Annotated in this window: 18 protein-coding genes and 1 riboswitch; of the genes, 9 read left to right on the plus strand and 9 right to left on the minus strand. The window is 47.1% G+C overall.

Annotated features, from left to right (window positions below):
* The first annotated feature begins 272 nt into the window (after positions 1-272).
* The gene (locus tag QUA74_RS22390; protein WP_333333610.1) at positions 273-602 is read left to right on the plus strand and encodes a PEP-CTERM sorting domain-containing protein; all 330 of its coding nucleotides are present in this window, start codon (positions 273-275) and stop codon (positions 600-602) included.
* 65 nt (positions 603-667) lie between these two features.
* Here the strand turns inward: QUA74_RS22390 and bchD are convergent, their stop codons facing one another.
* Both bchD and QUA74_RS22400 read right to left on the minus strand, forming a co-directional pair.
* Positions 668-2,779, minus strand: a complete 2,112-nt coding sequence (gene bchD, locus QUA74_RS22395) for a magnesium chelatase ATPase subunit D (RefSeq protein WP_333333612.1) — start codon at positions 2,777-2,779, stop codon at positions 668-670.
* Positions 2,780-2,813: 34 nt separating this feature from the next.
* Entirely contained in the window at positions 2,814-4,097 is a 1,284-nt protein-coding gene (locus QUA74_RS22400) for a HAMP domain-containing sensor histidine kinase (protein ID WP_333333614.1), read from the minus strand.
* Positions 4,098-4,303: 206 nt separating this feature from the next.
* Here QUA74_RS22400 and QUA74_RS22405 point away from each other — a divergent pair, with 206 nt between their 5' ends.
* Positions 4,304-5,641, plus strand: a complete 1,338-nt coding sequence (locus QUA74_RS22405) for an ArsB/NhaD family transporter (protein ID WP_333333616.1) — start codon at positions 4,304-4,306, stop codon at positions 5,639-5,641.
* Positions 5,642-5,766: 125 nt separating this feature from the next.
* On the opposite strand, the gene QUA74_RS22410 is transcribed toward QUA74_RS22405, so the two are convergent.
* A complete protein-coding gene (locus QUA74_RS22410) occupies positions 5,767-6,960 on the minus strand; it encodes a sensor histidine kinase (protein WP_333333618.1) in 1,194 nt (397 codons plus the stop codon).
* 163 nt (positions 6,961-7,123) lie between these two features.
* Positions 7,124-7,336, plus strand: a riboswitch (cyclic di-AMP (ydaO/yuaA leader).
* Between the two features lie 99 nt (positions 7,337-7,435).
* Here QUA74_RS22410 and ntrB point away from each other — a divergent pair.
* The 4 genes from ntrB (at position 7,436) to QUA74_RS22430 (ending at position 11,635) form a co-directional block, all read left to right on the plus strand.
* Positions 7,436-8,284 (plus strand): nitrate ABC transporter permease, encoded by an 849-nt coding sequence (gene ntrB / locus QUA74_RS22415; protein ID WP_333333620.1) that lies wholly within the window; start codon positions 7,436-7,438, stop codon positions 8,282-8,284.
* A 96-nt stretch (positions 8,285-8,380) separates the two neighbouring features.
* Complete coding sequence (locus QUA74_RS22420; protein WP_333333622.1) at positions 8,381-9,811, plus strand: ABC transporter substrate-binding protein; 1,431 nt, start codon at positions 8,381-8,383, stop codon at positions 9,809-9,811.
* A gap of 152 nt (positions 9,812-9,963) precedes the next feature.
* Complete coding sequence (locus QUA74_RS22425; protein WP_333333624.1) at positions 9,964-10,803, plus strand: nitrate ABC transporter ATP-binding protein; 840 nt, start codon at positions 9,964-9,966, stop codon at positions 10,801-10,803.
* 46 nt (positions 10,804-10,849) lie between these two features.
* Positions 10,850-11,635, plus strand: coding sequence for a universal stress protein (locus QUA74_RS22430; protein ID WP_333333626.1), 786 nt, complete (start codon positions 10,850-10,852; stop codon positions 11,633-11,635).
* A gap of 212 nt (positions 11,636-11,847) precedes the next feature.
* On the opposite strand, the gene QUA74_RS22435 is transcribed toward QUA74_RS22430, so the two are convergent.
* Positions 11,848-12,066, minus strand: a complete 219-nt coding sequence (locus QUA74_RS22435) for a hypothetical protein (protein WP_333084085.1) — start codon at positions 12,064-12,066, stop codon at positions 11,848-11,850.
* A 237-nt stretch (positions 12,067-12,303) separates the two neighbouring features.
* Complete coding sequence (locus QUA74_RS22440) at positions 12,304-14,247, minus strand: S9 family peptidase (RefSeq protein ID WP_333333628.1); 1,944 nt, start codon at positions 14,245-14,247, stop codon at positions 12,304-12,306.
* Between the two features lie 79 nt (positions 14,248-14,326).
* Between QUA74_RS22440 and QUA74_RS22445 the strand changes: the two genes are divergently transcribed.
* Positions 14,327-15,250, plus strand: coding sequence for a nucleoside hydrolase (locus tag QUA74_RS22445; RefSeq protein ID WP_333333630.1), 924 nt, complete (start codon positions 14,327-14,329; stop codon positions 15,248-15,250).
* 138 nt (positions 15,251-15,388) lie between these two features.
* The gene (locus QUA74_RS22450; RefSeq protein WP_333333632.1) at positions 15,389-16,747 is read left to right on the plus strand and encodes a DUF3370 domain-containing protein; all 1,359 of its coding nucleotides are present in this window, start codon (positions 15,389-15,391) and stop codon (positions 16,745-16,747) included.
* A gap of 75 nt (positions 16,748-16,822) precedes the next feature.
* On the opposite strand, the gene QUA74_RS22455 is transcribed toward QUA74_RS22450, so the two are convergent.
* From QUA74_RS22455 to QUA74_RS22470, 4 genes are all read right to left on the minus strand, one after another.
* A complete protein-coding gene (locus tag QUA74_RS22455; RefSeq protein WP_333333634.1) occupies positions 16,823-18,391 on the minus strand; it encodes a DUF4335 domain-containing protein in 1,569 nt (522 codons plus the stop codon).
* 269 nt (positions 18,392-18,660) lie between these two features.
* Entirely contained in the window at positions 18,661-19,266 is a 606-nt protein-coding gene (locus tag QUA74_RS22460) for a DUF3038 domain-containing protein (RefSeq protein WP_333333636.1), read from the minus strand.
* 17 nt (positions 19,267-19,283) lie between these two features.
* Positions 19,284-19,514, minus strand: a complete 231-nt coding sequence (locus QUA74_RS22465) for a hypothetical protein (RefSeq protein WP_333333637.1) — start codon at positions 19,512-19,514, stop codon at positions 19,284-19,286.
* A gap of 3 nt (positions 19,515-19,517) precedes the next feature.
* Positions 19,518-22,220, minus strand: coding sequence for an endonuclease MutS2 (locus QUA74_RS22470; protein ID WP_333333641.1), 2,703 nt, complete (start codon positions 22,218-22,220; stop codon positions 19,518-19,520).
* 463 nt (positions 22,221-22,683) lie between these two features.
* Between QUA74_RS22470 and QUA74_RS22475 the strand changes: the two genes are divergently transcribed.
* Positions 22,684-23,955, plus strand: a complete 1,272-nt coding sequence (locus QUA74_RS22475) for an ATP-binding protein (protein WP_333333639.1) — start codon at positions 22,684-22,686, stop codon at positions 23,953-23,955.
* The last annotated feature ends 129 nt before the right edge of the window (positions 23,956-24,084 follow it).

Below are 24,084 nucleotides of genomic sequence, written 5' to 3' on the forward strand. Positions count from 1 at the left end.
AGTCAATCAATTTTGGATGGGGGATTTACGATTGGGGATTAAGGAGTATATGCTAGAGGCAGGGGCCACAGTTGATTTTAGGTTTTTGATTTGGGACTTAGTTGAAACTAGGGATCAGAAACTTGAATAATATAAAATATAAAATTTAAAATCTAAAATCTAAAATCTACAATCGGTTCCGTTAATTACTAAGGTAGCTCAGACAGAGAATGCCCATAAAATTAATGAATAGAGCGAGTTCGATCGACAAACTGCTAAATAGGTAATGTCCAATGCCCACCTTTTTTGAACGCAAATTATTGTCACCTACAGCCGGAATATTATTGGCTGCCGCCACCGTTATTTCCGGTAGTCAAGCTGCCGTTGCAGCTAATGTCCGAGCCGTTTCTACCGCTACTTCAGGGCAGGGTTCAGAACATTTGCTGCTGGCTGATAGTATCGGTCAACTCCCCCAACGTACAACTTCTTCAAGCCAGAACCGGGCAACGGTAAGCCGGGAGCCTCTGCCCGTAAGAATTCCTGAGCCTTCGGCGGTGATAGGGTTGGGTTTAGTTGCGGGTTCGCTGGCGGTGACTCGCCGGAGAGTGAGAGTTAAAAATTAGACTTTTGGCAAAAAAAAGTCTAATTTTTGGATTTTTAACCGCACATAAACGCGGATATCAGGATTTTAGCCGATCGCGTCACGCAGAGCATTTTTAGTCATAGCTGCGATCGACTGTTCGGTAGCTTTCGGTAAGTGATAGTATTTCCCTCCAGAAGTCTTGGCCAATTCCTTCGCAAAGCCAGTCGAAATAAACTTGCTCTCGGTATCAATCACCAGCAACTGCATTCCCAACCCACGAATTTTGGCAGCAATTTCTAACAATTCCTGCTTAATATCAGGCTTTTCTCCATCTACAATCGGTTCGCCCAAAGAACGAGCCAAAGGAATATTCCCCCGCCCATCAGTAATTGCGACAATCGCCACTTGACCAATATCTCCAGACTGTCGCGCATTGACTCCCACCCGCACTGCTTGAGTCAATCCGTGGGCCAGGGGGGAACCGCCACCACAGGGCAAACGTTCCAAACGCTTGCGGGCCAAGGCTATCGAGCGAGTCGGCGGTAGCAGCACTTCTGCTTGTTCTCCGCGAAAGGGAATGAGAGCCACTTGGTCGCGGCTTTGATAAGCTTCTGTGAGTAGCTGCATGACTGCACCTTTGGCCGACTGCATCCGGTTGAGGGCCATCGAACCGGAGGCATCGACGACAAAGACAACTAAAGCTCCAGCTTTTCTCGCCAAGCGCTTCGCCCGAATATCTCCCTGTTCCACAAATACACGGCGCTCAACCCCCCCTTGCTCCCCCTTGCTAAGGGGGGGTTGGGGGGGGTTAGAATTCCGGTCGCGGCGGGCTTTTTGGTAGGGTGCGGCGGCTCTGAGGGTAGCGTCAACGGCAATGCGGCGGACGGGGCCTTTGGGCAATACTGGCTTGACGTAACGGCCTCTATCTTCCGAGAAAATAGTGCTTCTGCTGCCCGATTTGCCTTGGCGGTTGGCGGCTTGGGCGAAGAAAAGCACGCTGGGGTCGAGAATTACGCCTTCGGGGTCGAAGAGAAATTCTTCGGGAATGGTATCTTTTTCTGGTTCTTCTTCAGGTTCCGGGTTGTCTTCATCCTCTTGGTCTTCTTCGTCTTCTTGCTCGTTTTCTGGTTCGTCTTGTTCTTGTTCTGACTGCTTTTGGGGAGGCGGTGGGGGGGGAGGAGGAGGAGAGTTTTCGTCTGGGGGAGTTTGGATGATGGTGGCGCGGGGTACGATGACTAATTCTACGGCGCGGCGCAGGTCTTCGGCGTTAACTTCTGTGCGTCCCTCCATGGCGGCGCAGGCTTTGGCGACGCGGACTGCGAATATTTCGGCGCGGTGTCCTTGAACGCCACCCCGGATGGCTTCTTCTACTAGGTAGGCAATTTGTTCGCGTTTAATGCTGACATCTTTGAGCCATTCTCTGGCTAGGATGATTTGGGTTTTGAGGTTGTCGGTGTCTTCGCTGTATTGATTGAGAAAGTCTTGGGGGGAGCTGGAGTAGGATAAAGCTTGTTCTACTGCATAGACTCTTTCTTCTAGTTCGAGTGCTGCGTCGGCTGAAAGTACGATCGCGATGCGATCAAGCAAATGTTCTCTGAGCGGCCCTTCTTCGGGGTTGTAGGTGGCGATGAATAGAGGTTTGCAGGGGTGTTGGAAGCTAATCCCTTCGCGTTCTATTTGGTTGCGCCCTTCGGTTAATACTGTTAGCAATTGGTTGGAAATGTTGTCATCAAGGAGGTTAATTTCGTCTACATAAAGTACGCCTCGATTTGCTTGGGCTAAGAGTCCGGGTTGAAATACGGTTTGGCCGAATTTTACTGATTGTTCGACATCGACTGAACCTAAGAGTCTGTCTTCGGTGACACCCAAAGGAATTTGAATGAAGGGTGTGGGAATTATTTCTGTCTTTGGGGAATTAGTATCGGTAGTGTTGGAATCTTGCCCGTTTTCTTCCAATAGAAAAGATGCCTTTTCTGCAAGAATATGAGTAGGTTCGGCGTTGCAAAAAGAGTCTTTAACAATTTCAATTGGTGGCAGTAGAGAGTGCAAGGCGCGGGCCATTACTGATTTTGCTGTACCACGGCGGCCTGCGATCGCAACTCCTCCCAATCCGGGATCGACTGCTGCTAACAGCAGGGCTAATTTGATTGCTTCTTGCCCGACTACGGCGGTGAGGGGAAAGGCTGTGGTGGAAGGGCTAAGGTTGGCTGCGGGCATAGGATTTTCGGATGTAAAAATTTGAACTTAATGTTTAGCTTACTTCTTGGAGAATTTTAACTTCTTGGGGTAGAATCACGGTAAAAGTTGAACCGACTCCTATTTCTGATACTACCTCGATTTTGCCTTGGAGCAGCGTGACGAGCCGCGATACTATTGCTAATCCCAGGCCGGTGCTTTCGGCAGGAAAGAGCTGTTTGCCGACTTCTCCGGCTTGAAAGAAGGGGTCAAAGATGCGGTTTGTATATTCGGGGGCGATGCCAATGCCGGTATCTGTAATTGCGATCGCCCACTTTGCTTCTCCGGCACGGTGGCAACTTAATTCGATGCTACCGCATTCTGTATAGCGAATGGCATTGCTCAGGAGGTTGATCAGAATTTGTTGCAGCCGCCCAGAGTCGGAGATTACTTGTGTTGGGGCGCAGTCGCTGGTAACAGCGAGCTTTAGTCCTTTAGCATCAGCAATTGGCTGCATCATTTCTACTACGGTGCTAATTACTGATTGTACATTAGTTCGCTGCAGGTGAAGTTTAATTTTTCCGGCATCGGCGCGAGAAAGTTCTAGTGTGTCATTAATCATGCGGAGCAACTGTCTGCCGTTACGCAATACTCGCTCGATGTGTTCGATGCCGGGGAGGGTATCTTTGACTTCAGGTTGCCATCTTTCTTTTCGCAGGAATAGTTCGGAATAACCAATAATTGAGTTGAGAGGAGTTTTGAGTTCGTGAGCCAAATGGTAGACGTTTTCTTGATTGGCGCTGACAAGGCGAGAGAGTTCTTGATTTGTGAGTTGTAACTGAGTTTGGATTTGTTGAAGTTCCAGCAGCCTCTGAGCAACGTAGCTATTGAAACACTGGGCAATTGCTTCGTCTAGTACGGCATCTATGAGCCGAAAAGCTCTGAATACCTCGGCGGTGGTTCCTGCTAGCAATTCTGCTTCTAAGTGGGAGAATATTACTTGACGCAATAAATGGTATTCGCGGGCTACTTCTGCGGCGTCGTAGCCTTGTTCGGCCCTGAGAAATCCGTGATCTAAACTGGCTTCAATTATTACTTTTATTTCGCTGCGTTGATATTGGGAAAGCACTGTGGCCATCGCCGCCAACAGGTGAGGTATGTGATTCTCGATTGCTGAGTGCGGTAGGGCCTCAGCAGTTTCAATTTTCCGATCCTGACGAACTGCTTCAATCCAATTTTGGACGATAATATCGGTTTTGTCGGCGAGCACTTGGCTGTAGTCCATGATGTCTGCGTAGGGGGTGAGTTTGGCAGAGATTGCCCATGCTTCATTGTAGTTTAGTGATCGCCAGATCGCCATACCAAACTTCGGGCGATCGCGACCCTGCCAAAAGAAGTAGTTTTGAGGTTATTTTTTCCCTATGCCGGATCTCTCTCTAGGGCTCGATCCCAGCTTGTTGTTACGATAATCAGCCCTTCAACCTATTGACAGAAGAGCCATAAAGTAGTAAATTGCCTCACACTAATAGTTTTTAATTTTAAGTTTTAAATTTTTCAGGGGAATAAATGGAAAACGTACAAGCTGTGATTGCTGCAACAACATTTATATGTGTAATTTTCTTAATAATTACAGAATGGATACACCTCACAGTTGCGGCATTTCTGGGAGCGGTGATTCTGGTTTTTACCCACGTGATGACGTTAAACAACGCGATCGAATATATTGGTCGGAGTCACGCAACACTGGGCTTATTCTTCGGTGTGATGGTAATGGTGAGAGCCTTTGAGCCTACCAAAATATTCGACTACTTAGCAACTCAAATGGTGCTTTTGGCGAAAGGCAAAGGCAAAAATCTATTGCTGGGTATTGTCGCAATTACTACCCCAATTTGTGCAGTTTTGCCCAATGCCACGACAGTCATGCTGCTAGCCCCATTAATTCCGCCAATGGCAGAAGAAGTCGGTGTAGATTTTGTGCCGTTACTGATTTTAATGGTATTTGTAGCTAACAGTTCGGGACTGCTGACAATCGTGGGCGATCCGGCGACATTCATTGTCGGTGATGCTATTAACATGAGCTTTGCAGATTACCTGGTAAAGTTAAGTTTGGGCGGGGCAATTGCAGTAGGAGTTATAGTAGTTATGTTGCCTTGGCTGTTCCGCGAAATTTGGCACAAGAACTTAGACGATTTGGAACATTTGCCCCACCCAAAAATTAATCACCCGCGAGTTTTAGCAGTAGGCGGCTTAATTATAGCTTTCGTGCTGACATTTTTTGTAATAGGAGAGTCTCTGCCCGTGCCTATTTCACCGGCAGCCGTTGCTTTGTTGGGGGCTGCTTTGGCAATGCTTTTAGCTCACCATTCCCAAATTGATTCTGTTAATAATATTTTGCGGGATTTAGATTGGAGCACGCTGCTGTTTTTTATGTCTATCTTTGTGCTGATTGGCGGTTTGGAAAAAACCGGAGTAATCGGCAATATATCTGGAATATTAGCAGTGATTTTAGGTAAAAATATTGTTCTGGGTTCTTTAGTTTTGTTATTTTTTGTGGGTTTGATGTCGAGCGTGGTGCCAAATATTCCGTTGGTAGTGGCGATGGTGCCGCTGCTAAAACAGTATGTTGTCAATGTCGGGCTTGCACCGGCAGAAGTGCTGGCGCCGGATTTTGCAGGGCAGTTTCCACCTGCTGTGCTGCCGCTGTTTTATGCGATGATGTATGGAGCAACTTTAGGCGGAAATGGCACTTTGGTAGGAGCTTCTTCTAATATAGTGGCGGCGGGAATTTCTGAACAGCACGGACGCCGGATTTCTTTTCAAACTTTTCTGCGTTACGGACTTCCTGTGATGGCGGTGCAATTAATAAGTGCGGCTGTTTATGTAACTCTTCGGTTTCTGATTTGAAGAAGTCATTAGTGATTAGTCATTAGTCATTAGTTATTAGTCATTAGTTTTGTTGCGAGAGGAAGAAAGAAGGAGTAAGGTGCTTAGTTGTGACCTAAGTATAGAGGTTGCAGTGAGTCCTAAATCTAAACTCCATCCAATTCTAAGGGAAAAATTACAGTGAAGGAGGAGCCAACTCCTACTTCAGAAACTAATTCGATTTTACCCTGCAAGAGGTTGACTAATCGAGCGACAATTGCTAGCCCTAAGCCGGTACTGTCCGGCATCCCAGAAGCCAGGGAGCTGTCGGCTCGAAAATAGGGCATAAAAATCCGATCGCAGTCTTCTGAAGCAATGCCAATTCCTGTATCGGTGATGCAGAGACTCCAATGTTTGTGTGACAATAATTCGGTTTTTATGGTAATAGTACCAGCTTGGGTGTAGCGAATGGCGTTGCTCGTCAAGTTGGTGATAATTTGCTGCAAGCGCAAGTAATCTGTCATCACTTGATCCAGAACCGGATCGCACTCAACGGCGATCTCTAAATTTTTTGCTTTAGCCAAAGGCTCGACTATTTCGACAACAGTGCCGATCGCCGATCGCACCTTTGTCGCAGTTAGCTGCAATTTTATGCGTCCCGCGTCGTACCGCGAGATTTCGAGAGTATCGTTAATTAATCTAAGTAACCGTCTGCCGTTGCTGAGGACTTTATCAATATGTGCCAAATTGGGAGTAGAATCTTTAAGTTGAGAATTGTTTCTTTGGCGCAAAAACAATTCTGAGTAACCAATAATAGAGGTGAGGGGAGTTTTCAATTCGTGAGCTAAGTGAGATAGATTCTCTTGACTGGCGCGAAGTAAGCGAGTCAGCTCTTGATTTGTAAGTTGCAATTGGTTTTGCAACTCCTGTAGTTCTTGGAATCTTGCCTGAGTATAGGTTTGGAAACAGTCAGCAATTGCTTCGTCGAGGGCAGTGTCAATTAAGCGATAAGCTCGGTTCACTTCAGCGGCTGAGCCTTTTAGCAATTCTGGCTCTAAAGCATCGAAAATTACCCTCCGCAGCAAGCGGTATTCCCGCGCAATTTCTTGGGCATCGTAGCCTTGTTGTGCTCTGACAGTCCCGTGGTTTAAACTTTCTTGTATGACTGTCCGAAAGTCGCTGTCTTCTGATTCGGACAGCATAGTTACGATCGCATGCAGTACGATGGGAAGGCTGTCGCGCACGGAATCGTAGGTGAGTTGCTTGGCGGTGTCGATTTCCTCGTCGCCCCGAACAGCTTCGATCCAGTTTTCTATAATTAGGTCAATTTGATCTTGTAACGCTTGGCTAAAATCTATCATGGCTTTTATAAATAAATTGAGCGATCGCATTTTATCTCTCTAGGCTAGTTTAATAGTTAACTTTTTGAATTTTCTCTTTTTGAGCTTTGCCGATCGCCAATGGCTACTTCTAAAGACATATTGACAAAATTAAATGCTCGTGCTAATTTATGTTAAATTGGCTTAAAAAGTCAAGCCTAATCCAGCACTGCGCGATCAAACCAAGCGTGTGGCTGGAGCGGAGGAACCAATTTTCGGGGCGAATCTCTACAGAATTAAAAAGCAAAGTTAAAAATTGCCAAATGTGAGTGTAATTTTTGATTTTGAAATCTAAGGAGAAGGACATCTCTCAGTCCTAGCCCGTCAGCTAACTTCGCAGGCATTGAGAAGAGACTGAAAAGCCAAATTTCTGAACAAGATAGTTTGGCTTCGTCAGTGTCTCAGGTTGGTATTGTTCAAGATTCTTGTACCTGCCCTGACTCTGAAGGAGATTGAAATGTTCATACAGCTTAATTTATCTGCGATCGTACTTGCAGGAGTTGCAACGTGGAAGCGTGTAAAACCCGTTGTCATCCGAGATGCTGTTTTGTTGCCTGCTGCGGGTTTTTTGGGAATTCTTGGCTTGTGGTGGATTGTTGCCAGCTTCAACAGCGATTTGATTCCCACTCCGTATCAGGCATTAATAGCTAATTTAGATTACATATTACATCCATTTTACCAGCGCGGGCCTGGAGATTTAGGCATTGGGTGGCTGCTGCTAGCGAGTTTGCGACGGGTGTTGGTGGGATTTTTCCTGGGTGCAGCAGTTGCGATTCCCGTGGGATTTCTGATCGGGATGTCGAAACCGGCAATGATGGCGCTCAATCCGCTGATTCAAATCTTCAAACCAGTGTCGCCGCTAGCTTGGCTGCCCATAGCTTTATCGATTTTTAATTTAGCAGAGCCGTCGGCAATTTTTGTCATATTCATCACGTCTTTGTGGCCGACAATTATCAACACAGCTTTGGGAGTTTCTAGCGTTTCCAAGGATTATCTGGATGTGGCGCGAGTGTTGGAAATGCCGCGCTGGAGGCGGATTACCAAGATAATTTGGCCGGCGAGTTTGCCATACATTTTTACAGGTTTGCGGATTAGTTTAGGGATTGCTTGGCTGGTGATTGTGGCGGTAGAAATGCTGACAGGCGGTGTAGGAATTGGCTTTTTTGTCTGGGATGAGTGGAGCCGTTTGAACCTGAGTTCGGTATTTTTAGCGGTGTTTGTAATTGGCTTAACTGGATTGTTGCTCGACGCTGCTGTTGACAAAGTTCAGGAATTGGTAACGCATCGATCGGTCATTAATCATTAGTCAGTTTGCAGTTGGCAGTTGTTAGGAAACCAGTTGTCAGTTGTCAACAGTTAACAGTCAACAGTTAACAGTTAACAGTCATTAGTCAAATTAAATATGAGTGACAAGTTTTCCAATGAATGGAAGCGCCGCGAGTTTTTGCAAGGAATGGGCTCGGCGGCGGCGGGAATGGCTTTATCTGGTTGTGGAATTAGCGCGGATCGATCGGCAAAAGGACTCACAGAAGAAGCCTCAGCCGTAAAGCCGGTCGTCGATTCCCGAACCTTAGAAAAACCAAATTTAACCGTAGGATACGTGCCGGTTAACGATTGTGCACCATTTGCGATCGCCTGGAAAAAAGGCTTTTTCCGCAAATACGGTTTAAACGTCCAACTCAACCGCGAAGCAAGCTGGGCAACCTCTCGCGACGGCGTAATCTTCGGCCGCCTCGACGCCTCCCCAGTCGTATCCGGCGCCGTCACAAACGCCCGAGTTGGCGCCGAAGGAGCGCGCCACGCACCCCTGTGTGCGGCAATGACAATTCACCGCCACGGCAACGCCATGACGATGAACAAAGCTATGTGGGATTTCGGTTTACGCCCTTGGCACGAATACAACGGCAATTTAGAAGAATTTGGCAAACAATTTCGAGCTTTTTTTGACAGTCAGCCGTCGGAAAAAAGAGTTTGGGCAGTGGTTCTGAGTTCTTCTATTTATGAATACTTTGTCCGCTACATATCGGCGGCGGCGGGTGTGAATCCGTTCAAAGAATTTCGGGTAATTATTGTGCCGCCGCCGCAGATGGTGACGAACATCAGGATTGGCGCCATGCAGGCTTACATGGTAGCCGAACCTTGGAATACGCGGGCAATTCAAGGCAATTTAGGAGTGGGTTTTACCTTCGTGCAAGGCAAGGAAGTTTGGCTGGGACATCCCGATCGCCTTTTGGGAGTAATGGAATCATTCATTGAGGAAAATCCGAAGACTTATTACTCGCTGGTTAAGGCAATGGTGGAAGCTTGTCAGTATTGCAGCAAGCCGGAAAATCGCAGTGAAATATCGGCGCTGCTGACTGAGCGATCGTTTACGGGGGCGAAACCGAAAAAAGGGGCGATCGACAAATTTACGCGACCAGCAATAGTTGGCGACTATAACTATGGAGGGTTTGACGAAAAAGACCGCACCATACAATCGGAAGATGCAACTATTTTCTATGACATTCCTAAGAATTTGCCTCAAATACCCGGAAATCATTCAACATTTATGTGGCAGTCTCAGAGTATTTGGTTGATGACTCAAGCCGCACGCTGGGGACAGATTAAAGAAGTGCCAAAAAATGCTGAGGAATTAGCTAAAAAAGCTTGGAGAACCGACCTTTACCGCAAGATTGTTGCCGAAATGGCGATCGATTGTCCCAAGGAGGATTACCAAGTGGAATCGGCAGAACTTTTCATTGATAAAAAGGCATTTGATCCTAGCGATCCGGTGGGTTATTTGAATAGTTTTGAAATTCGAGCAAACCGCCCTCAGTCTTTTTTTCAGGCTTAATGTTTGAGATGTTGCGCTTTTCCTAATGTCCCGCCAGGGACTTAAGTCCCTGGCTAATAGCTAAAGTCGGTTTCAACCGACTGCCCAATTTTAGGATTTAGGCAATAGCCAGAAAAGTCAATTAACACTTTACTAATTTTTAGGAGAATACCATGAGTCAATACACTTCTACTTCTATCAGTACCCAAAATTCCGTCAAGAGCGATCGTCTATTTCTGGAAATAGACAATTTGTTCAAGTCTTACAAAAATGGTGACGGTACAGAATTTAGCGTCTTGGAAAATATCAATTTAAGTATTGGAGAAAACGAATTTATTTCCGTAATCGGTCACTCTGGCTGTGGCAAATCAACGCTGCTAAAAATAGTGGCTGGTTTGGAAAAACAGAGCAGGGGTATGGTGACACTGGAAGGAAAAGAAATTCGCAAACCTGGAGCCGATCGCATGATGGTATTTCAGCACTACGGATTGCTGCCTTGGCTGACGGTGCGGGAAAATATTCGGCTGGCAGTTGATGAAGTTTTGCAAAGTCTTAGCCGTTCCGAGAAGATTAGTCTTGTCAACGAACACCTAGCAATGGTAAACTTAACATCGGCAGCCGATAAATATCCAGACGAAATTTCAGGGGGCATGAAACAGCGGGTTGGGATTGCGCGAGCTTTGGCGATTCGACCGAAAATGTTATTAATGGACGAACCGTTTGGAGCGTTGGATGCTCTGACTCGCGGCAAGTTGCAGAAACAGGTGCTGGATATCTGGGAAAATCACAGACAAGCTGCAATGATGATTACTCACGATGTGGATGAAGCTATCTATATGTCCGATCGTATTGTGCTGATGACAAACGGCCCGGCTGCGACAATAGGAGAGATTTTGTCAGTGCCGTTTGCACACCCGCGCGATCGCCAGGAGTTGCGGGAATCGAAGGATTATTACGAACTCCGCAACTATGCTTTGAATTTTCTCGATCGCTACTTTACTCAAGACGAATAACACCCGACGGATCGACATAACAATTCACTTAAGAGAGGTTAAGCCTGTGAATCTCAAAACAATGTTAGCGCGTTTTGAAAGTGCATTGGGATACCAAAATTTAGCAGAAGAAATGGTGTTGCTGCCGGAGCCAACATTACCAGTTTCTAAGAAATCAAAATCCTCAAAACAGGCCAAAACAATCAATTTTATGGTCGGTTACAACAGTTCTCCCAAAAGTCAAATAGCTCTGGATATTACCCTTTGGATGGCGCATCAAACTCGTTTAGTAACAACTAAAGAAGTCACGGTTCAAGTCGTCTACGTAATCGACGAATCGCCAAAAAGTTACGGTGAAGATCCTTGCGAATTTGCTGTAGCAAATGCCTTGATCGCACAGCAGAAAGTGTCTAATTTAGAGGAAACATTCGCCCTTAATTGTGCAGCGCCTGCGATGGCTTTACCCACCGAAATCCAATCGGTATCCCAGCAAAAAAGTTGGATCGACCCGCATTATTTTCGAGAAATTTTTGGTCAAAAGAATGAGTATGAGATAGCAGATAAGTTGCTGTGGCAAGCGCGCTGTTTGGCTGAGGAATGGCGCGGTTTATTCAAAGCTCATTTACGCATCGGGCAGGTTGCTACAGAACTGAGAAACGTGGTTGAATTAGAATCAGCAGATTTACTATTCTTGGGCTGCGATTCGGGCAACCACTCGCTGGTTAAGGAACTAGGCAATAATTTTCCGTGCTGCGTGCTCGGGATTCCTGCGGCACTCAGCTATCAGATGGATGTTCAGCCTGAAGAAAGTTTAAGCAAGTTACAGTTGGCGACAACTATGTCTGCACATTAAACTTGTTCAGCATTTACGCAAAACTATATGTAAGGTTCGCAGTGCAAACCCTACCGCTATAAATTCGCGCGCTAAACCTTTTTTTGCGTAAGTTCTATGTCGATAAAAAATTAACAATAGTTTCATCGCCCGAAGTCCCAACTACGAGACAATTGGGACTTTTTTTGATTATTGAGATGTTTAAAATTACTGTTAAGGAAAATTATCGTCACTTACCTGATCATAGACAATTCGTTAACTAATTTTATTCTTCCCCGGCACACAGAGCGCAGGAGTCGATCGATCGAGCGTTTGTCTTCCTCCGTCAAATTTTCGTCAAAAATAGCCGCCATCAAACCGTACCGATCGGCTAGAGTAATGTACCCATTATGATTCACTTCGGCAAACAGCTCGCCCAAAGCAGATGGAATCAGGTTGATAGGAGTTTGCATAGCGATTGACTCTAAAATCGAGGATGGCGCGATCGGGCGTTTCTTGGGTAACAAAAGGCGATCGCACTCTGATATTCTGTCAGTGTATTTCCTTAAAAGGTGTGACAATCAACCGCCAAAACTTGTGACAGCAAACAGCCAAAATTGTGAACGACATCACATTCCCTATTTGCGAAATATGCTAAAGCGTGCAGTTGCGTTTTAGCCCAAACAAAGCAACTGCAAACTTAATTTTTTCTACATATTGTAAATCTGCACTTCCTCCCCAGGTTCAGCTAACTCAAACTTAAACACCTGGGAATAGAAATAGAATTCGCCGTCAAGAGTTCTTTTGATATTTTCAGCGCGGCGAAAACCGTGCTGTTCCCCTTCATAAGCAACATAAGCAACCGGCAAACCTTTAGCTTTCAATATCTCTACCATCATTTCCGCTTGATTAGGCGGAACCACTTTATCTTCTAATCCTTGAAAAAAGATAACGGGACAAGATAAACGTTCGGCGGAATGAATCGGCGAACGAGCTACATACAAATCTTTTCTTTCAGGATAAGGCCCGATTAATCCATCCAGATAGCGCGCTTCAAATTTGTGAGTATCCGTTGCCAAAGCTTCCAAATCGCTAACTCCATAATAGCTCGCACCGGCCTTAAACACATCGCGGAAAGTAAGAGCGCACAGAGTAGTGTACCCCCCTGCACTGCCTCCGGCGATCGCCATTCTTTCGCCATCAACTAAACCCTTTTGAGCTAAATATTTAGCACCGTTAGCGCAGTCGTCAACATCGACAATGCCCCAACTATCTTGCAGTCTTTTTCTGTATTCTCGGCCGTAACCAGTGCTGCCGCCGTAATTAACATCAAGTACGGCAAAACCGCGACTCGTCCAATATTGAATTTTTAAATTCATGCTGCTAGAAGTAGCAGCAGTTGGGCCGCCGTGACTTTTGACAACAAGCGGCGGTTTTTCACCCCCAGGTGCTGCGAAATCTTGATTTTTCGGGGGATAGAAGAAACCGAAAGCAGTCAAATTATTTTCCGTAGGAAACTCGATAGGTTCCGGTACAGAAAGATAACCCGGATTGATGCTTAAATTGCTCGATTGGCGCAATATTTCTAGTTGATTTGTTGCTAAATTGAGTTGTACAATAGCAGTAGATTCAGTCGGCGAACCTGCCAGAAAAACCACAGTTTCTCCCCCCGCGTTGACCGAGGAAATATCAGTGTAAGGCGTTTCAATTGTTGTCAACTGCTTTGTCGTTAAATCAAGACTCGCTAAATGCCATTTGCCTTGCTGAGTGTAGGTGCAAATAATTTTGCTCTCCGAGACAACGGCATAAGTAGACATTCCAAAAACCCACTGAGGAAGTCCGAATTCCGCCGCCATTTCGCACAGAGGTTCGACCTCTTGCTGTTCTCTCGGCAAGCAAGGATTGACGGTTCTATATAAATTCCACCAGTTAGACTTGTCAGAAACAAAATACAAAACTCCATCGGGCGACCATTCCGGTTGAAAAATCGACTCCTCAACCCCGCCAGCAACTAAGTATTTTTCACCTAAAGAACCATCAGCATTAATTTCTGCCACCCACAATTCTGTGCCATCCCACGGCATATTTGGATGGTTCCAACAAATCCAGGAAAGTTGAGAACCATCAGGGTTCAAACGAGGGGAAGCATAAAAATCATTGCCCTGAGTTAAGATTGAAATATCTTCGCCGTTATCTAAATTAATGCTAACAATAGTATTGACAGGTTCCCCCTCACCTGCATGGTCTTCGCGCACGCAAATCAGGCGATTTCTTTGTTTGTCAACTATCGCATCTGCATAGCGACAATTAGCAGCAGGAGTCAGAGGTTCGGGTTGAGAATTTAATGTTTGAGAATAAATACGTTGGTCGGCAAAATGAGAAAAATAGACAACACTGCCAGCAACTGCAAAAGCAGCACCGCCGTATTCGTTAACGCGAGTGCGAACATTAAAAGGAGGGGGTGTCACGTCGCTAGTTGTACCGTCAGGAGTGCGCCGCACGAGGACGCTTCTCCCTGCTTCCGAAGGCCTTCCCTCAACCCAGTAAATATCATCGCCGTCAATAGCAATTTGTCCGAGTCCGACAGTTCCAGAAACAATTAAATCGGAAGAAATAGGTGATTTCCAAGAGCCGTAAGGTGATACTGTATTCATATAGTTGAGGCAGTTGTGTTTCTCGAACAAAAAAATTAATATTTGTACTTTACACTAACTCAGTCACCGGGGAAGCAAAATGTCCAAAAAACTCGTACTAATGGATCACGACGGTGCAGTTGATGACTATCTCTCAGTCGTGTTGCTGATGACAATGGAGGAAGTCGAAACTCTGGGAGTAATTGTAACTCCTGCGGACTGCTACATTCAACCGGCGGTGAGTGCAACGCGCAAAATCCTGGATTTGATGGGGCGTTCAGAAGTTCCAGTGGCGGCGAGTACCGTGCGGGGACTCAACCCATTTCCCGTGTTATTTCGGCGAGATTCCTTTGCAGTCGATCGACTTCCCATTCTAAATGAAAAAGGAACCATTGACACCCCGTTAATATCAGAACCCGGACAAAACTTTATGGTGCGAGTTTTGCGAGATGCAGCCGCACCAGTCACATTAATGGTAACGGGGCCGTTAACAACAGTAGCGCAAGCTTTAGATATCGCGCCAGAAATTGAAAGCAAAATTCAAGAAATTGTCTGGATGGGAGGCGCCCTAAATGTTATGGGCAATGTTAGCAAAGATATGGAACCCGGACAAGATATGTCGGCGGAATGGAATGCTTACTGGGACCCGATAGCAATCGAGAGAATTTGGCAAACCCAAATTCCCGTTGTCATGTGTCCTTTAGACATCACGAATAATGTACCGCTGACTGTAGAATTTTCCAATCTCTTAGCAAAACAGCGCAAATATCCAATTTCCGACTTAGCAGGACAGTGTTATGCCCTAGCAATATCTCAAGATTACTATTTTTGGGACATTTTGGCAACCGCTTATTTAGCGCATCCCGAATTTTACCAACTGCGAGAATGGGAAACCAAAATTATTACCGAAGGCATCAGCCAAGGACGCACACAAGTTAAAATAGGAGGGCGAAAAATTCAAGCAATGGATAAAGTAGACACCGCCAAATTTTACAATTACATATTAGAACAGTGGGCGAGGTAAAAATCACAATATCTGCTAGAAGTGAGCAAAATCTCCGTACAAAACCCGCCCTGACGCAAATATTTACGGGTTCTTCTCTTCCCTCTCTTCCTCTGCGCCCTCTGCGCCCTCTGCGGTAAAAAAAAACTCATCTCAAAAATGCTGCCAATTATATCAATTATCCCCTTAGCCCAAACCCCTCCCGCACCTCAAGAAATCCTCCAAATCCAAGAAGTGCGACCTCTCCCCGGACAGTTAGACAACATACCAGTATTTAACAGCAACAGTCCCGAAGTAGTGCTGCAAGAAGGAATTTTGCTTTCGACATTTCCCCCAGATGGTAAAAGATTTCCGGCGGCACATTTAAACTTTCCGTTTCAAGGACGTTTTGACATATTTGCCCACCACATAGCCCGCGCACCTTCCCCGGAAGATTTGCGAACATTGTATCAAGGAATAATTGTTTATAATCCGGGCAATAAACCTGTAAGATTAGATATATTGCAAGCTGCGAGTTATCTCAGTCAACCCGATGCACCTTTTATTGAATTGCCGCCGCAAGTGGATAATTCAAACAGTAATATTTACGCGGGGCCGGGAAGTCGCGCTGTGAATGATATTCTCAGAGGAAGGAGACAGTCTGACTTTGAGCCTGGGTTAATTATTCCACCGGGAAAAAGCGAACTGTTGATGAATCATCCGATACCGGTGCGGGGATTGGTACCGCCGCTAAACGGTCGATCGACCTTGATGCGGTTGCGGAGCGATGGTATAGTCTATGTTGCCAGTCTGGCGATGTTTGCCCGAGTTGACCCAGAGGAAAACGGACAGGGAAACGAGCGATCGCCCAACTTAGCAGAATGGCAAAACTTATTAGACAATGGTAATATAGCCGGGCCGCGCGATCGAACTCCCACACCGCCAGAAATCACCGAAGGTCAAGTAATTTATGGCCGAGTTGCCGGTGTAGCATTAGGTTCAGAATGGCGAGCACTTCTCTCAGACAACCAAGCCACATCAAACCTAGCAATTCCCCAACCCGGAACAGCATTTTCCTACCCATTAAGCAGCCTCCCGCGCGGAATGCTGGGCACACATCAAGTGCAAAGTGCGAAGATGCTAGTCCGCTACCCAGATACAGCATACCGCGCCCACGGCAATTACGGAATTCAATACAATCTCAGCTTGCCGCTGTACAATTCTACCAGCAAAAATCAAACTGTAACAGTCGCGATTCAAACTCCAATTAAGACAGACAAATTAACTTCAGGAGGACTTAATTTTTTAGAACCTCCGGCACCTCAAACTTTTTTTAGGGGGACGGTCAGAGTGCGCTATAATGATGACAATAAAGTGCTTCAAACTCGCTACGTGCATTTAGTCCAGCGGCGGGGACAGCAGGGGGAACCTTTGGTAAAACTAGAGATGAAATCGGGAGAAAAGCGACTTGTAGAAGTGGATTTTATTTATCCGCCCGATGCGTCGCCTCCGCAAGTTTTGACAGTGAAAACAAATTAAATTTGATTTGATTTGAACTTGTTTAAAATTAGCAATTAACCGGGATTTCCCTCTCGACAATGTGTTTGAGAGTGTTTAATCACTCTCTTCCAAAAAGGTTTGTACTCGACCGTTCGGTCGTAAAACAACTCGAATTTTCGGGTTTTTTCCATTAGAAACGGCAGAAACAAACGGCTCGCCGGCTAATGGCATATTAGTTTGCTCGATATAATCTGCTGCTGCTTTTCCCATCGGGACAATACTTTGAATTGATCCATTTTCATCGATCAGCACGCTGTATTCCAAAGTTTGTTCCATTCCTTCAGGAGGCTTCCAGCGTTCCTCAAAGTAAGTTCTAGCTTCTGAAACTTGAGGAATTGTATCAAATAAAGTGCGGTTTTTTCGGCTGGCCGCGGCCTGGTTGTTGTCCTCGGACTCGGTGGTTGGTTGAGCATCCTCAAGGGCTGGGAGTTCGGTACTGGCGGGGGGGACAATCGGCTCGATGGGGCTGGGGAAGGTTTGGGGCGGGGGAACGGGAAATCGGGAAGCAGACAGGGAGGGCGGCAGGGGGGGAGGTACGGCGGGAGCTAGTCTCGGCGGTAGGGGGGGCAGCACGTAGGGTACTGGTGCGGGTGCTTGGGGGGCGGAAATGGGTGGTTCTTCGGGGGCGGGAATTGTGATTGTTTGCCCTTGAGGGAATGCTGGGGCGCTCTGTGGGGCGCTGGCTGCGCTGCCGTTGGAAAATAGCAGGGGTGGCTGCTGGATAGGGCTGGGTCTGTTGGTGGCTGGAGTTGGGGCGAGGGCGATGGGGGGCAAGCTGGGGCTGGGGGAGGCGGCGGTGTTGATGGGCGGGGGCGGCAGCGGTGGTAAACCGGGTGTGGCTGCAGGTGTTGGTGCTGGGGGTGTGGGTAGGGCAGGAACAGGACTGGGGGAGATGCCGGCAGCTAGCTGGGGCTGTCCTGGATCGGGGCCTGTGGCGGTTTGCGGGGAGGTGGCGGTTCGATCGAGCATTTTGATAATTCCTGTCGTCAGGCCCGCGCTGGCGACCAGCATTGCGGCCACCTTGAGCCAGGGTGAGGACAGCGGCCGTCGGGACTCACGGTTGAGGTTGGGAAGCGCCATCACTTCGGCGGCGCAGTCATCTAGTGCTGTGGCCAAGTCAAACAGTTGCAGGGTGCTCAAGGGAACTACTGGCCCGGATTCTGCGGCGCTCAAAGAGCCTAAAAACAAGTTGTGGGCAAGCAAGCCGCGGGGCTCTAAGCGGGGGGGAACCGGAAGGTAGGAAGTTGGGAGGGAGTAGGGGTTGGAATTCGCTAGTTCGGAAGTGTTGACGGCTCGATCGAATATAACGGCATTACGCGCGGCTTCTGGCGAGTCTGGGCCCGCAGGGATACGGCCGGTTTGAGCGTTGAGGTTGCTGTCCCAATCGCGGGATGCGCCGAGCAAGTTTTGGACGTAGTTGCTGACAGCTTCGTGCAGAGTTTCGAGTTGAATTCGATCGCCCCTGAGAGTAACGTGTTCGTTATCTGGCAGCCTGGGGTCGTCGAGTCGCAGCTCGAAACTTAAAGATTTAAACACCGGTTGGCCCGCCCAGCGAGATAGAGGCGAACTTTTGGCTGTGATTTCCAGCGTGCAAGTGGGGGGCGTGTACCGTTTGAGAACCATAGCAGGAAGTCTGTTGACGGTTGACTGATGACTGTTGACTGTTGACTGTTGACTGTTGACTGTTGACTGTTGACTGTTGACTGTTGGCTGCTGACTGTTGACTGTTGGCTGCTGACTGTTGACTGTTGACTGTTGGCTGCTGACTGATGACTGTTGACGGTTGACTGTTGACTGTTGGCTGCTGAGTGTTGACTGCTGAGTGTTGACTGCTGAGTGTTGACTGTTGACTGATGACTACTGACTACTGACTACTGACTACTGACCGTTGTTTAATTCTTAGCGCGGTCTAGAAGAGCCAGCCAGAGGCGGCGGTGGCCGCCGGGACTGCTGTAAAACAGCAAATCGATCAGGAGTTTGAGGGCCAAATCAGTCAGTTCTCGTGCCGATAAATTTTCTGCATCTTCCATGCGCGAGCCATAAGTGTTGCTGAACCTGTCAATATAATCTCCCAACAAAGCGATGGTGTGAGGTTCGCGGTTTTGCTCAGCCATTTGTTCGAGCAAAGCAACAGCGCGGCGGATTAAAGCTTGGTGCTGTTTTGCCAAATGACAGCTTATCAAAACGAGCGATCGAGCTTCCTCCACATCGAGTTTTTTGCGCCCTCCCTGGCCTTTCCGCAGCGGGTTAGACTGTCGCAGCCGCCACAAAGCTACCCGATCGGCTACCATTGGCTCTAAATTCAGTTCGGCTGCTACCTTGAGCATCGCCTCTGAGCCAATTTCTGCCAGTGCTTCTAGGGCTAACAGCACTAAATCCAGTTGGGCTTTAATGTTGTCCAACTGGGTAGGTTCTGGTGCTTTTTGGGTCAATTCTTCCCAGTTGGGAGATGGGCCCGTTTCGTTTGTGGGAGCGGAGGGCTTTACGGTCGAGCGCATGGCTTCAGCACGGGAAATTAAGACTGGTTGAGGCAGGATATCAAACAGTATGCAGTGATTAAAGCTTTGCGGCCTGTGGGCAACAGCACATCTGTTAATTTGTCTCCATAGCTCGTTGCTTTGATTCCGGCAATCCTAACTGCTGGACGGAGTTGCGGGCTAAAAGTTGCGGCTTCAAGTTCGATCGATCGCAATCCGCAAAACCCAGAGATTTTTACTTTTAACCATGCTACGCCACCGGGTGCCACAAATCAATGTAAATAAACCACCGTCACACCTCCACCTCCTTCTTTTTGACTGGCGAGTTCAAAGCGGGAAACCTGCGGGTGATTCGCGAGGAACTCGTGAACCCCGCGCCGCAACTGTCCCGTACCTTTGCCGTGAATTATCCATAGCACTCCGTATTCCACGGCCTTGGAAAGAGCTCTGTCTATTTCGATTTCTGCATCTGAGACTCTCGCACCCCGTAAGTCGATCGAATTATTAGCAGTGCGAATGGCAATTTCGGGATTGGGTTTTGCAGGTTCTGCCGCTGCTTGCTTAGCTTTAGCCGTAGCGAGTGCTTGTGCTTGGGCTGCTACCTTGGCTAATTGAGCTTTAGTTTCCGGTTTTTGACCGTCTAGGGATTCTATTTCTCCCAGTTTGACAGTCATTTTCATAATTCCAAACCGGACGCTCAACTCTTCGTTAGCATCGGGGCCGCTGAGCACTTCGGCGGTTTGGCCCAAGCTGGGAATGCGGATGCGATCGCCCACTTTTGGCATAAAACTCGGTTTGGGTTTAGCCGGTTGTTGCCGCGAGGGCAGATGTTTTTGGGAAATTTGATTTAAAGTATCTGTCGCTTGTTGGGCATTCTGAGCCGTCTGGTTGCCCGACTGCAAGCGACGAATGATTTGAGCAATTTCGGATTTTGCCGACCCGATCGCCTCATTTACTGCCACTTCCTGAGCTATTTTTAGTTCTCGCTCCCGCTCTTGCAAAGCCGCTGCTTTTTGAGAAACTTCTCTGTGCAGTTTTTCGGTTTGGTGTAGCAGTTGAGTTGCTTCTCTGGCCTTGGTTTCCTGTTTCCGGCGCTGTGCTTCGAGTCCAGCAATCACTTGATTAACATCTTGAGAGGCTCCCCCGACATAGGTTTGAGCTTCTTCGACTATGGATGCTAGCAAACCGAGTCTTTTGGCAATGGTGAGGGCGTTGGAACGTCCGGGAATTCCCCACAGCAAGCGATAGGTTGGCTGCATGGAATTGTCGTCAAATTCTACTGAGGCATTTTCAAAGCGGGAGTCTTGATATTTGAGGGCTTTGAGTTCGCCAAAGTGGGTAGTTGCAACTGTTAATAGGGAATGTTGGGCGAGGTATTGCAACAGGGCGATCGCCAATGCACTGCCTTCTGAGGGGTCTGTCCCCGCTCCTACTTCGTCTAACAAAACTAAAGATTTGGGAATTGCTAATTGGGAATTGGTAATTGGGATTTGGGGTTGGGGAATTTGTAATTTAGGTTTGAGGATTGGGAGAGCAGAAACAGTCTTCTGTGTATCTGTCAATTCCTGATCTTGCTGTTGAGAATTAGTAATTGGAAGGTTTGAATTTTCTTCCCCTTCAGCCTGCGATTTATTGTGTAAAACTTCTAAAATGCGGCTGATGCGGCGGATATGACCGGAGAAAGTAGACAAACTTTGCTGTAAAGATTGTTCGTCACCAATATCGGCCAAAATATTGTCGAACCAAGGCAATTCTACTGGTTCGCGGGCGGCAACAAACATTCCTGCTTTCGCCATTAAAGCTGCCAATCCCAAGGTTTTGAGGGTGACAGTTTTGCCGCCAGTGTTAGGGCCTGTGATGGCGACGACGCGGATGTGCGGCCCGATCGTTAAATCCACCGGCACGACTGGAAAGCCTTGCTCGTATTGCTGCTGCCAAACTAATAAAGGATGGCGCAACTGGCGCAGGGTAATTTGCGATCGCAGGTTGCGAATTAATAATTGACTGTTTTCTGAGTTTTCCTCATCTTCTTTTTCTTCTTTTTCCTCATCTTCTTTTTCGGGATTTTTTGGTGCTAATTCTGGCTCTCCCAATTCGATAAATTTCGGCGGATTTGCTTGCAACCAAAAACTATAACGCGCTTTAGCTGCTGCTAAATCTAAAGTTGTAACTACCACCACCAATCTGTCTAAATCAGGTTTTACTGCTGCGACTTGCTCCGTGAGGACGCGGCGGACTGCTTCTTCTTCAGCTTGTTCTTGCCTGAGCAACTGCCGCATTTGGTTGTTAAGATTAACTGTGCTGTGGGGTTCTACGTACAGTGTCGCGCCGCTAGCCGAGGAGTCATGAACGATGCCCGGTATGGCATCTTTTTGGGGAGCTTTGACGGGAATGACAAAGCGTCCGCTTCTTTGGGTAATTAGCTGTTCTTGTACGGCGTTGGATTGGCGCTGCAAAATCCCCTGCAATATTTGATAAATGCGATCGCGCAACTGTCGCATTTGAACTCTAATTCCTGCTAATTTAGGAGTGGCTCTGTCTGCTACTTGAGCGCGATCGTCTATACAGCGATGGATTTCTTGCTCTAGTTCAGGATAAGTCCGCAATTGGGCTGCCAGTTCTTTGAGCGTCGGCACATCTGGCTGAGAGTCAATTATCCGGCGCAATTGCCTTGCTCCGGCGAGGGTAGTAGCAATTGCCAGCAATTCTTCGCCGCTGAGCAAACCTTGGAGTTCGGCTCGCTGCAGGGAAGTGCCGATATCTTGGATTCCTTCAAAACTCAAAGCACCGCCAGCGCGGCTCTCTAACTGATAAGTTTCCTGAGTTTGGGCGAGGAGTTCTGCTGTTTGAGCTTGAGTTGCCGGGATTGCGAGGTCTAGGGCGGCGGCGACGCCGAGTTTGGTCGCAGCGAAGGTAGCCAAGTGCTGACACAGGCGCGGCCATTCTAATAGTTCTAGTGTTTCGGCTTGAATCAAAGTTGAGGTGGTGTTGGTAATTGGCATTCCCAGGCGCTGACCGAGAAGGTGAATTTAACGATACTATTAATTGATTTTAAAGTTTTTTATTGTTTCCTGGGGCAATTTGAGAAAGTATCTGCGATCGCCCTCAGCAGTCTTTCGACCGCAAGCTCTGATGTAACATTAATTACGAAGGAGAAAATTTGCATTTTTGCATTACCCGTCTAAAATTATACCTTCTCGTGATACCAGTCCCCAAAAAATATGCAACTTTAGGCAAGCTCCCACCTATTATACAGTAAGTCATTACCAATTTTTTACTCTAAAATATAAAATCTAAAATGGTATGAGCTATTTTTGGTTTTGAGGGAGCAGGGATGGGCTGTTTTTTGGTGAAATTGAACTCTTTTGGAAGTTTAAATCTGTCAGCGCAATTCGGGCGGTTGTATCCTAAAAAGTAATTTGTGGAGGTGGTAGAAGTATGGCAAAGATTCTGGCGATCATCGCGGATACTGTGACTTTTCAAGTTGTCCAAGAGTTACTCAGCCAAGAGGGACATCAGGTGAGAGTCGTTCCCGACGACAAGGAGGGTTTAGACTTGGCGAAGGAATTTTCCCCCGAAGCGATAATTTGCGACGGGACTTCGCCTCAAATCAACTTTTTGGAGGTGTGCAGGCTGGTGAAAGCCGATTCCCTACGGGATAGCTTCGCTTCACGAGAATTGGCGGCAGCCTATTTTATTCTGCTGACAACACCGGAGCAATTTGATGAAATTCAAGAATTGGATGCGCCCTTTGACGATTTTCTGTTTAAACCGATAGTTAAGCAGGAATTATTGGCGCGGGTGCGCGCGTCTAAGCGATCGCACGAGTTGAGGGGGCGGTTGGAGTTAACCCAGCAAGAATTGGATCTGTCGCGCGATCGAATGCTGCAAAATGAAAAAATGTCGAGTTTGGGCGAACTGGTGTCTGGGATAGCCCACGAAATTAACAACCCAATTACTTTTATTTACAGCAATCTAACTCACGTCCAAAGCTACGCGACCGATTTAATTCAACTGCTGCGATTGTATCAAAAAGAGCTAGTCACTCCCGGAGATGAAATCCTGCAAAAGCAGCAAGATATGGATGTGGAATTCGTTCTGGACGATTTATTAAAAATTGTGAGTTCCATGCGTACCGGGAGCGATCGCATCCGCCAAATAATCTTGTCGCTACAGGATTTTTCCCGCAGCGATCGATCGGGCTGGCAGTTATTCGATGTTTCCGACGGTTTAGAAAATACTCTGTTGTTGTTACAGCACCGCTTGCCGGCTCGCGAGGGAAGGCGAGACATCAAGGTGATGAAAGAATTCGGCAATTTGCCACAAATTGAGTGTTATGCAGGTCTGCTAAATCAAGCTTTTCTGAATATCATCAATCACGCGATCGATATTTTGGAAGAGTCTGCTCAAGAGCTGGCAGAGTTGGAATCAATCAAATTTAAGCCTGTGATTTTGATTAGCACTCAGGTGGTCGATGCTGAGCGAATTTCTATTGAGATTGCTGATAACGACATGGCAATTAGCAAAGATATCACAGCGCAACTTTCTGAGGCCTTTTTGGTTGCCCACCCTGCGGAACCACCCATCTACTCGGGACTTGCTCTCAGCTATCAGATAATTGTAGAGCAGCACAAAGGAGAGTTAAGGTGTTTTTCGGAACCCGGTAAAGGTACTAAAATTTACATAGAAATTCCCCTGCGTCACAGCTAATTAATACTATTTACCGTTGGTGGGGGCGGGTTTTTGAGATTGTTTGTTTTAGCCTGGGGGGGTGACAACCCCGTTAGAAGCTAGACAAGGTAAGGCGTTGACCCACTTGTGGTAAAAAAAGATAGGCCC

The organism is Microcoleus sp. LAD1_D3 (assembly GCF_036702135.1).
Lineage (GTDB): Bacteria > Cyanobacteriota > Cyanobacteriia > Cyanobacteriales > Microcoleaceae > Microcoleus.

What these genes read in the sequence shown, in the direction of transcription:
- QUA74_RS22425 (WP_333333624.1), top strand. Translation starts at nt 9,964, where the DNA reads ATGAGTCAATACACTTCTACTTCTATCAGTACCCAAAATTCCGTCAAG.
- QUA74_RS22445 (WP_333333630.1), top strand. Translation starts at nt 14,327, where the DNA reads ATGTCCAAAAAACTCGTACTAATGGATCACGACGGTGCAGTTGATGAC.
- QUA74_RS22405 (WP_333333616.1), top strand. Translation starts at nt 4,304, where the DNA reads ATGGAAAACGTACAAGCTGTGATTGCTGCAACAACATTTATATGTGTA.
- QUA74_RS22440 (WP_333333628.1), bottom strand. Translation starts at nt 14,247, where the DNA reads ATGAATACAGTATCACCTTACGGCTCTTGGAAATCACCTATTTCTTCC.
- ntrB (WP_333333620.1), top strand. Translation starts at nt 7,436, where the DNA reads ATGTTCATACAGCTTAATTTATCTGCGATCGTACTTGCAGGAGTTGCA.
- QUA74_RS22435 (WP_333084085.1), bottom strand. Translation starts at nt 12,066, where the DNA reads ATGCAAACTCCTATCAACCTGATTCCATCTGCTTTGGGCGAGCTGTTT.
- QUA74_RS22450 (WP_333333632.1), top strand. Translation starts at nt 15,389, where the DNA reads ATGCTGCCAATTATATCAATTATCCCCTTAGCCCAAACCCCTCCCGCA.
- QUA74_RS22460 (WP_333333636.1), bottom strand. Translation starts at nt 19,266, where the DNA reads ATGCGCTCGACCGTAAAGCCCTCCGCTCCCACAAACGAAACGGGCCCA.
- QUA74_RS22400 (WP_333333614.1), bottom strand. Translation starts at nt 4,097, where the DNA reads ATGGCGATCTGGCGATCACTAAACTACAATGAAGCATGGGCAATCTCT.
- QUA74_RS22410 (WP_333333618.1), bottom strand. Translation starts at nt 6,960, where the DNA reads ATGATAGATTTTAGCCAAGCGTTACAAGATCAAATTGACCTAATTATA.
- QUA74_RS22390 (WP_333333610.1), top strand. Translation starts at nt 273, where the DNA reads ATGCCCACCTTTTTTGAACGCAAATTATTGTCACCTACAGCCGGAATA.
- bchD (WP_333333612.1), bottom strand. Translation starts at nt 2,779, where the DNA reads ATGCCCGCAGCCAACCTTAGCCCTTCCACCACAGCCTTTCCCCTCACC.
- QUA74_RS22420 (WP_333333622.1), top strand. Translation starts at nt 8,381, where the DNA reads ATGAGTGACAAGTTTTCCAATGAATGGAAGCGCCGCGAGTTTTTGCAA.
- QUA74_RS22475 (WP_333333639.1), top strand. Translation starts at nt 22,684, where the DNA reads ATGGCAAAGATTCTGGCGATCATCGCGGATACTGTGACTTTTCAAGTT.
- QUA74_RS22455 (WP_333333634.1), bottom strand. Translation starts at nt 18,391, where the DNA reads ATGGTTCTCAAACGGTACACGCCCCCCACTTGCACGCTGGAAATCACA.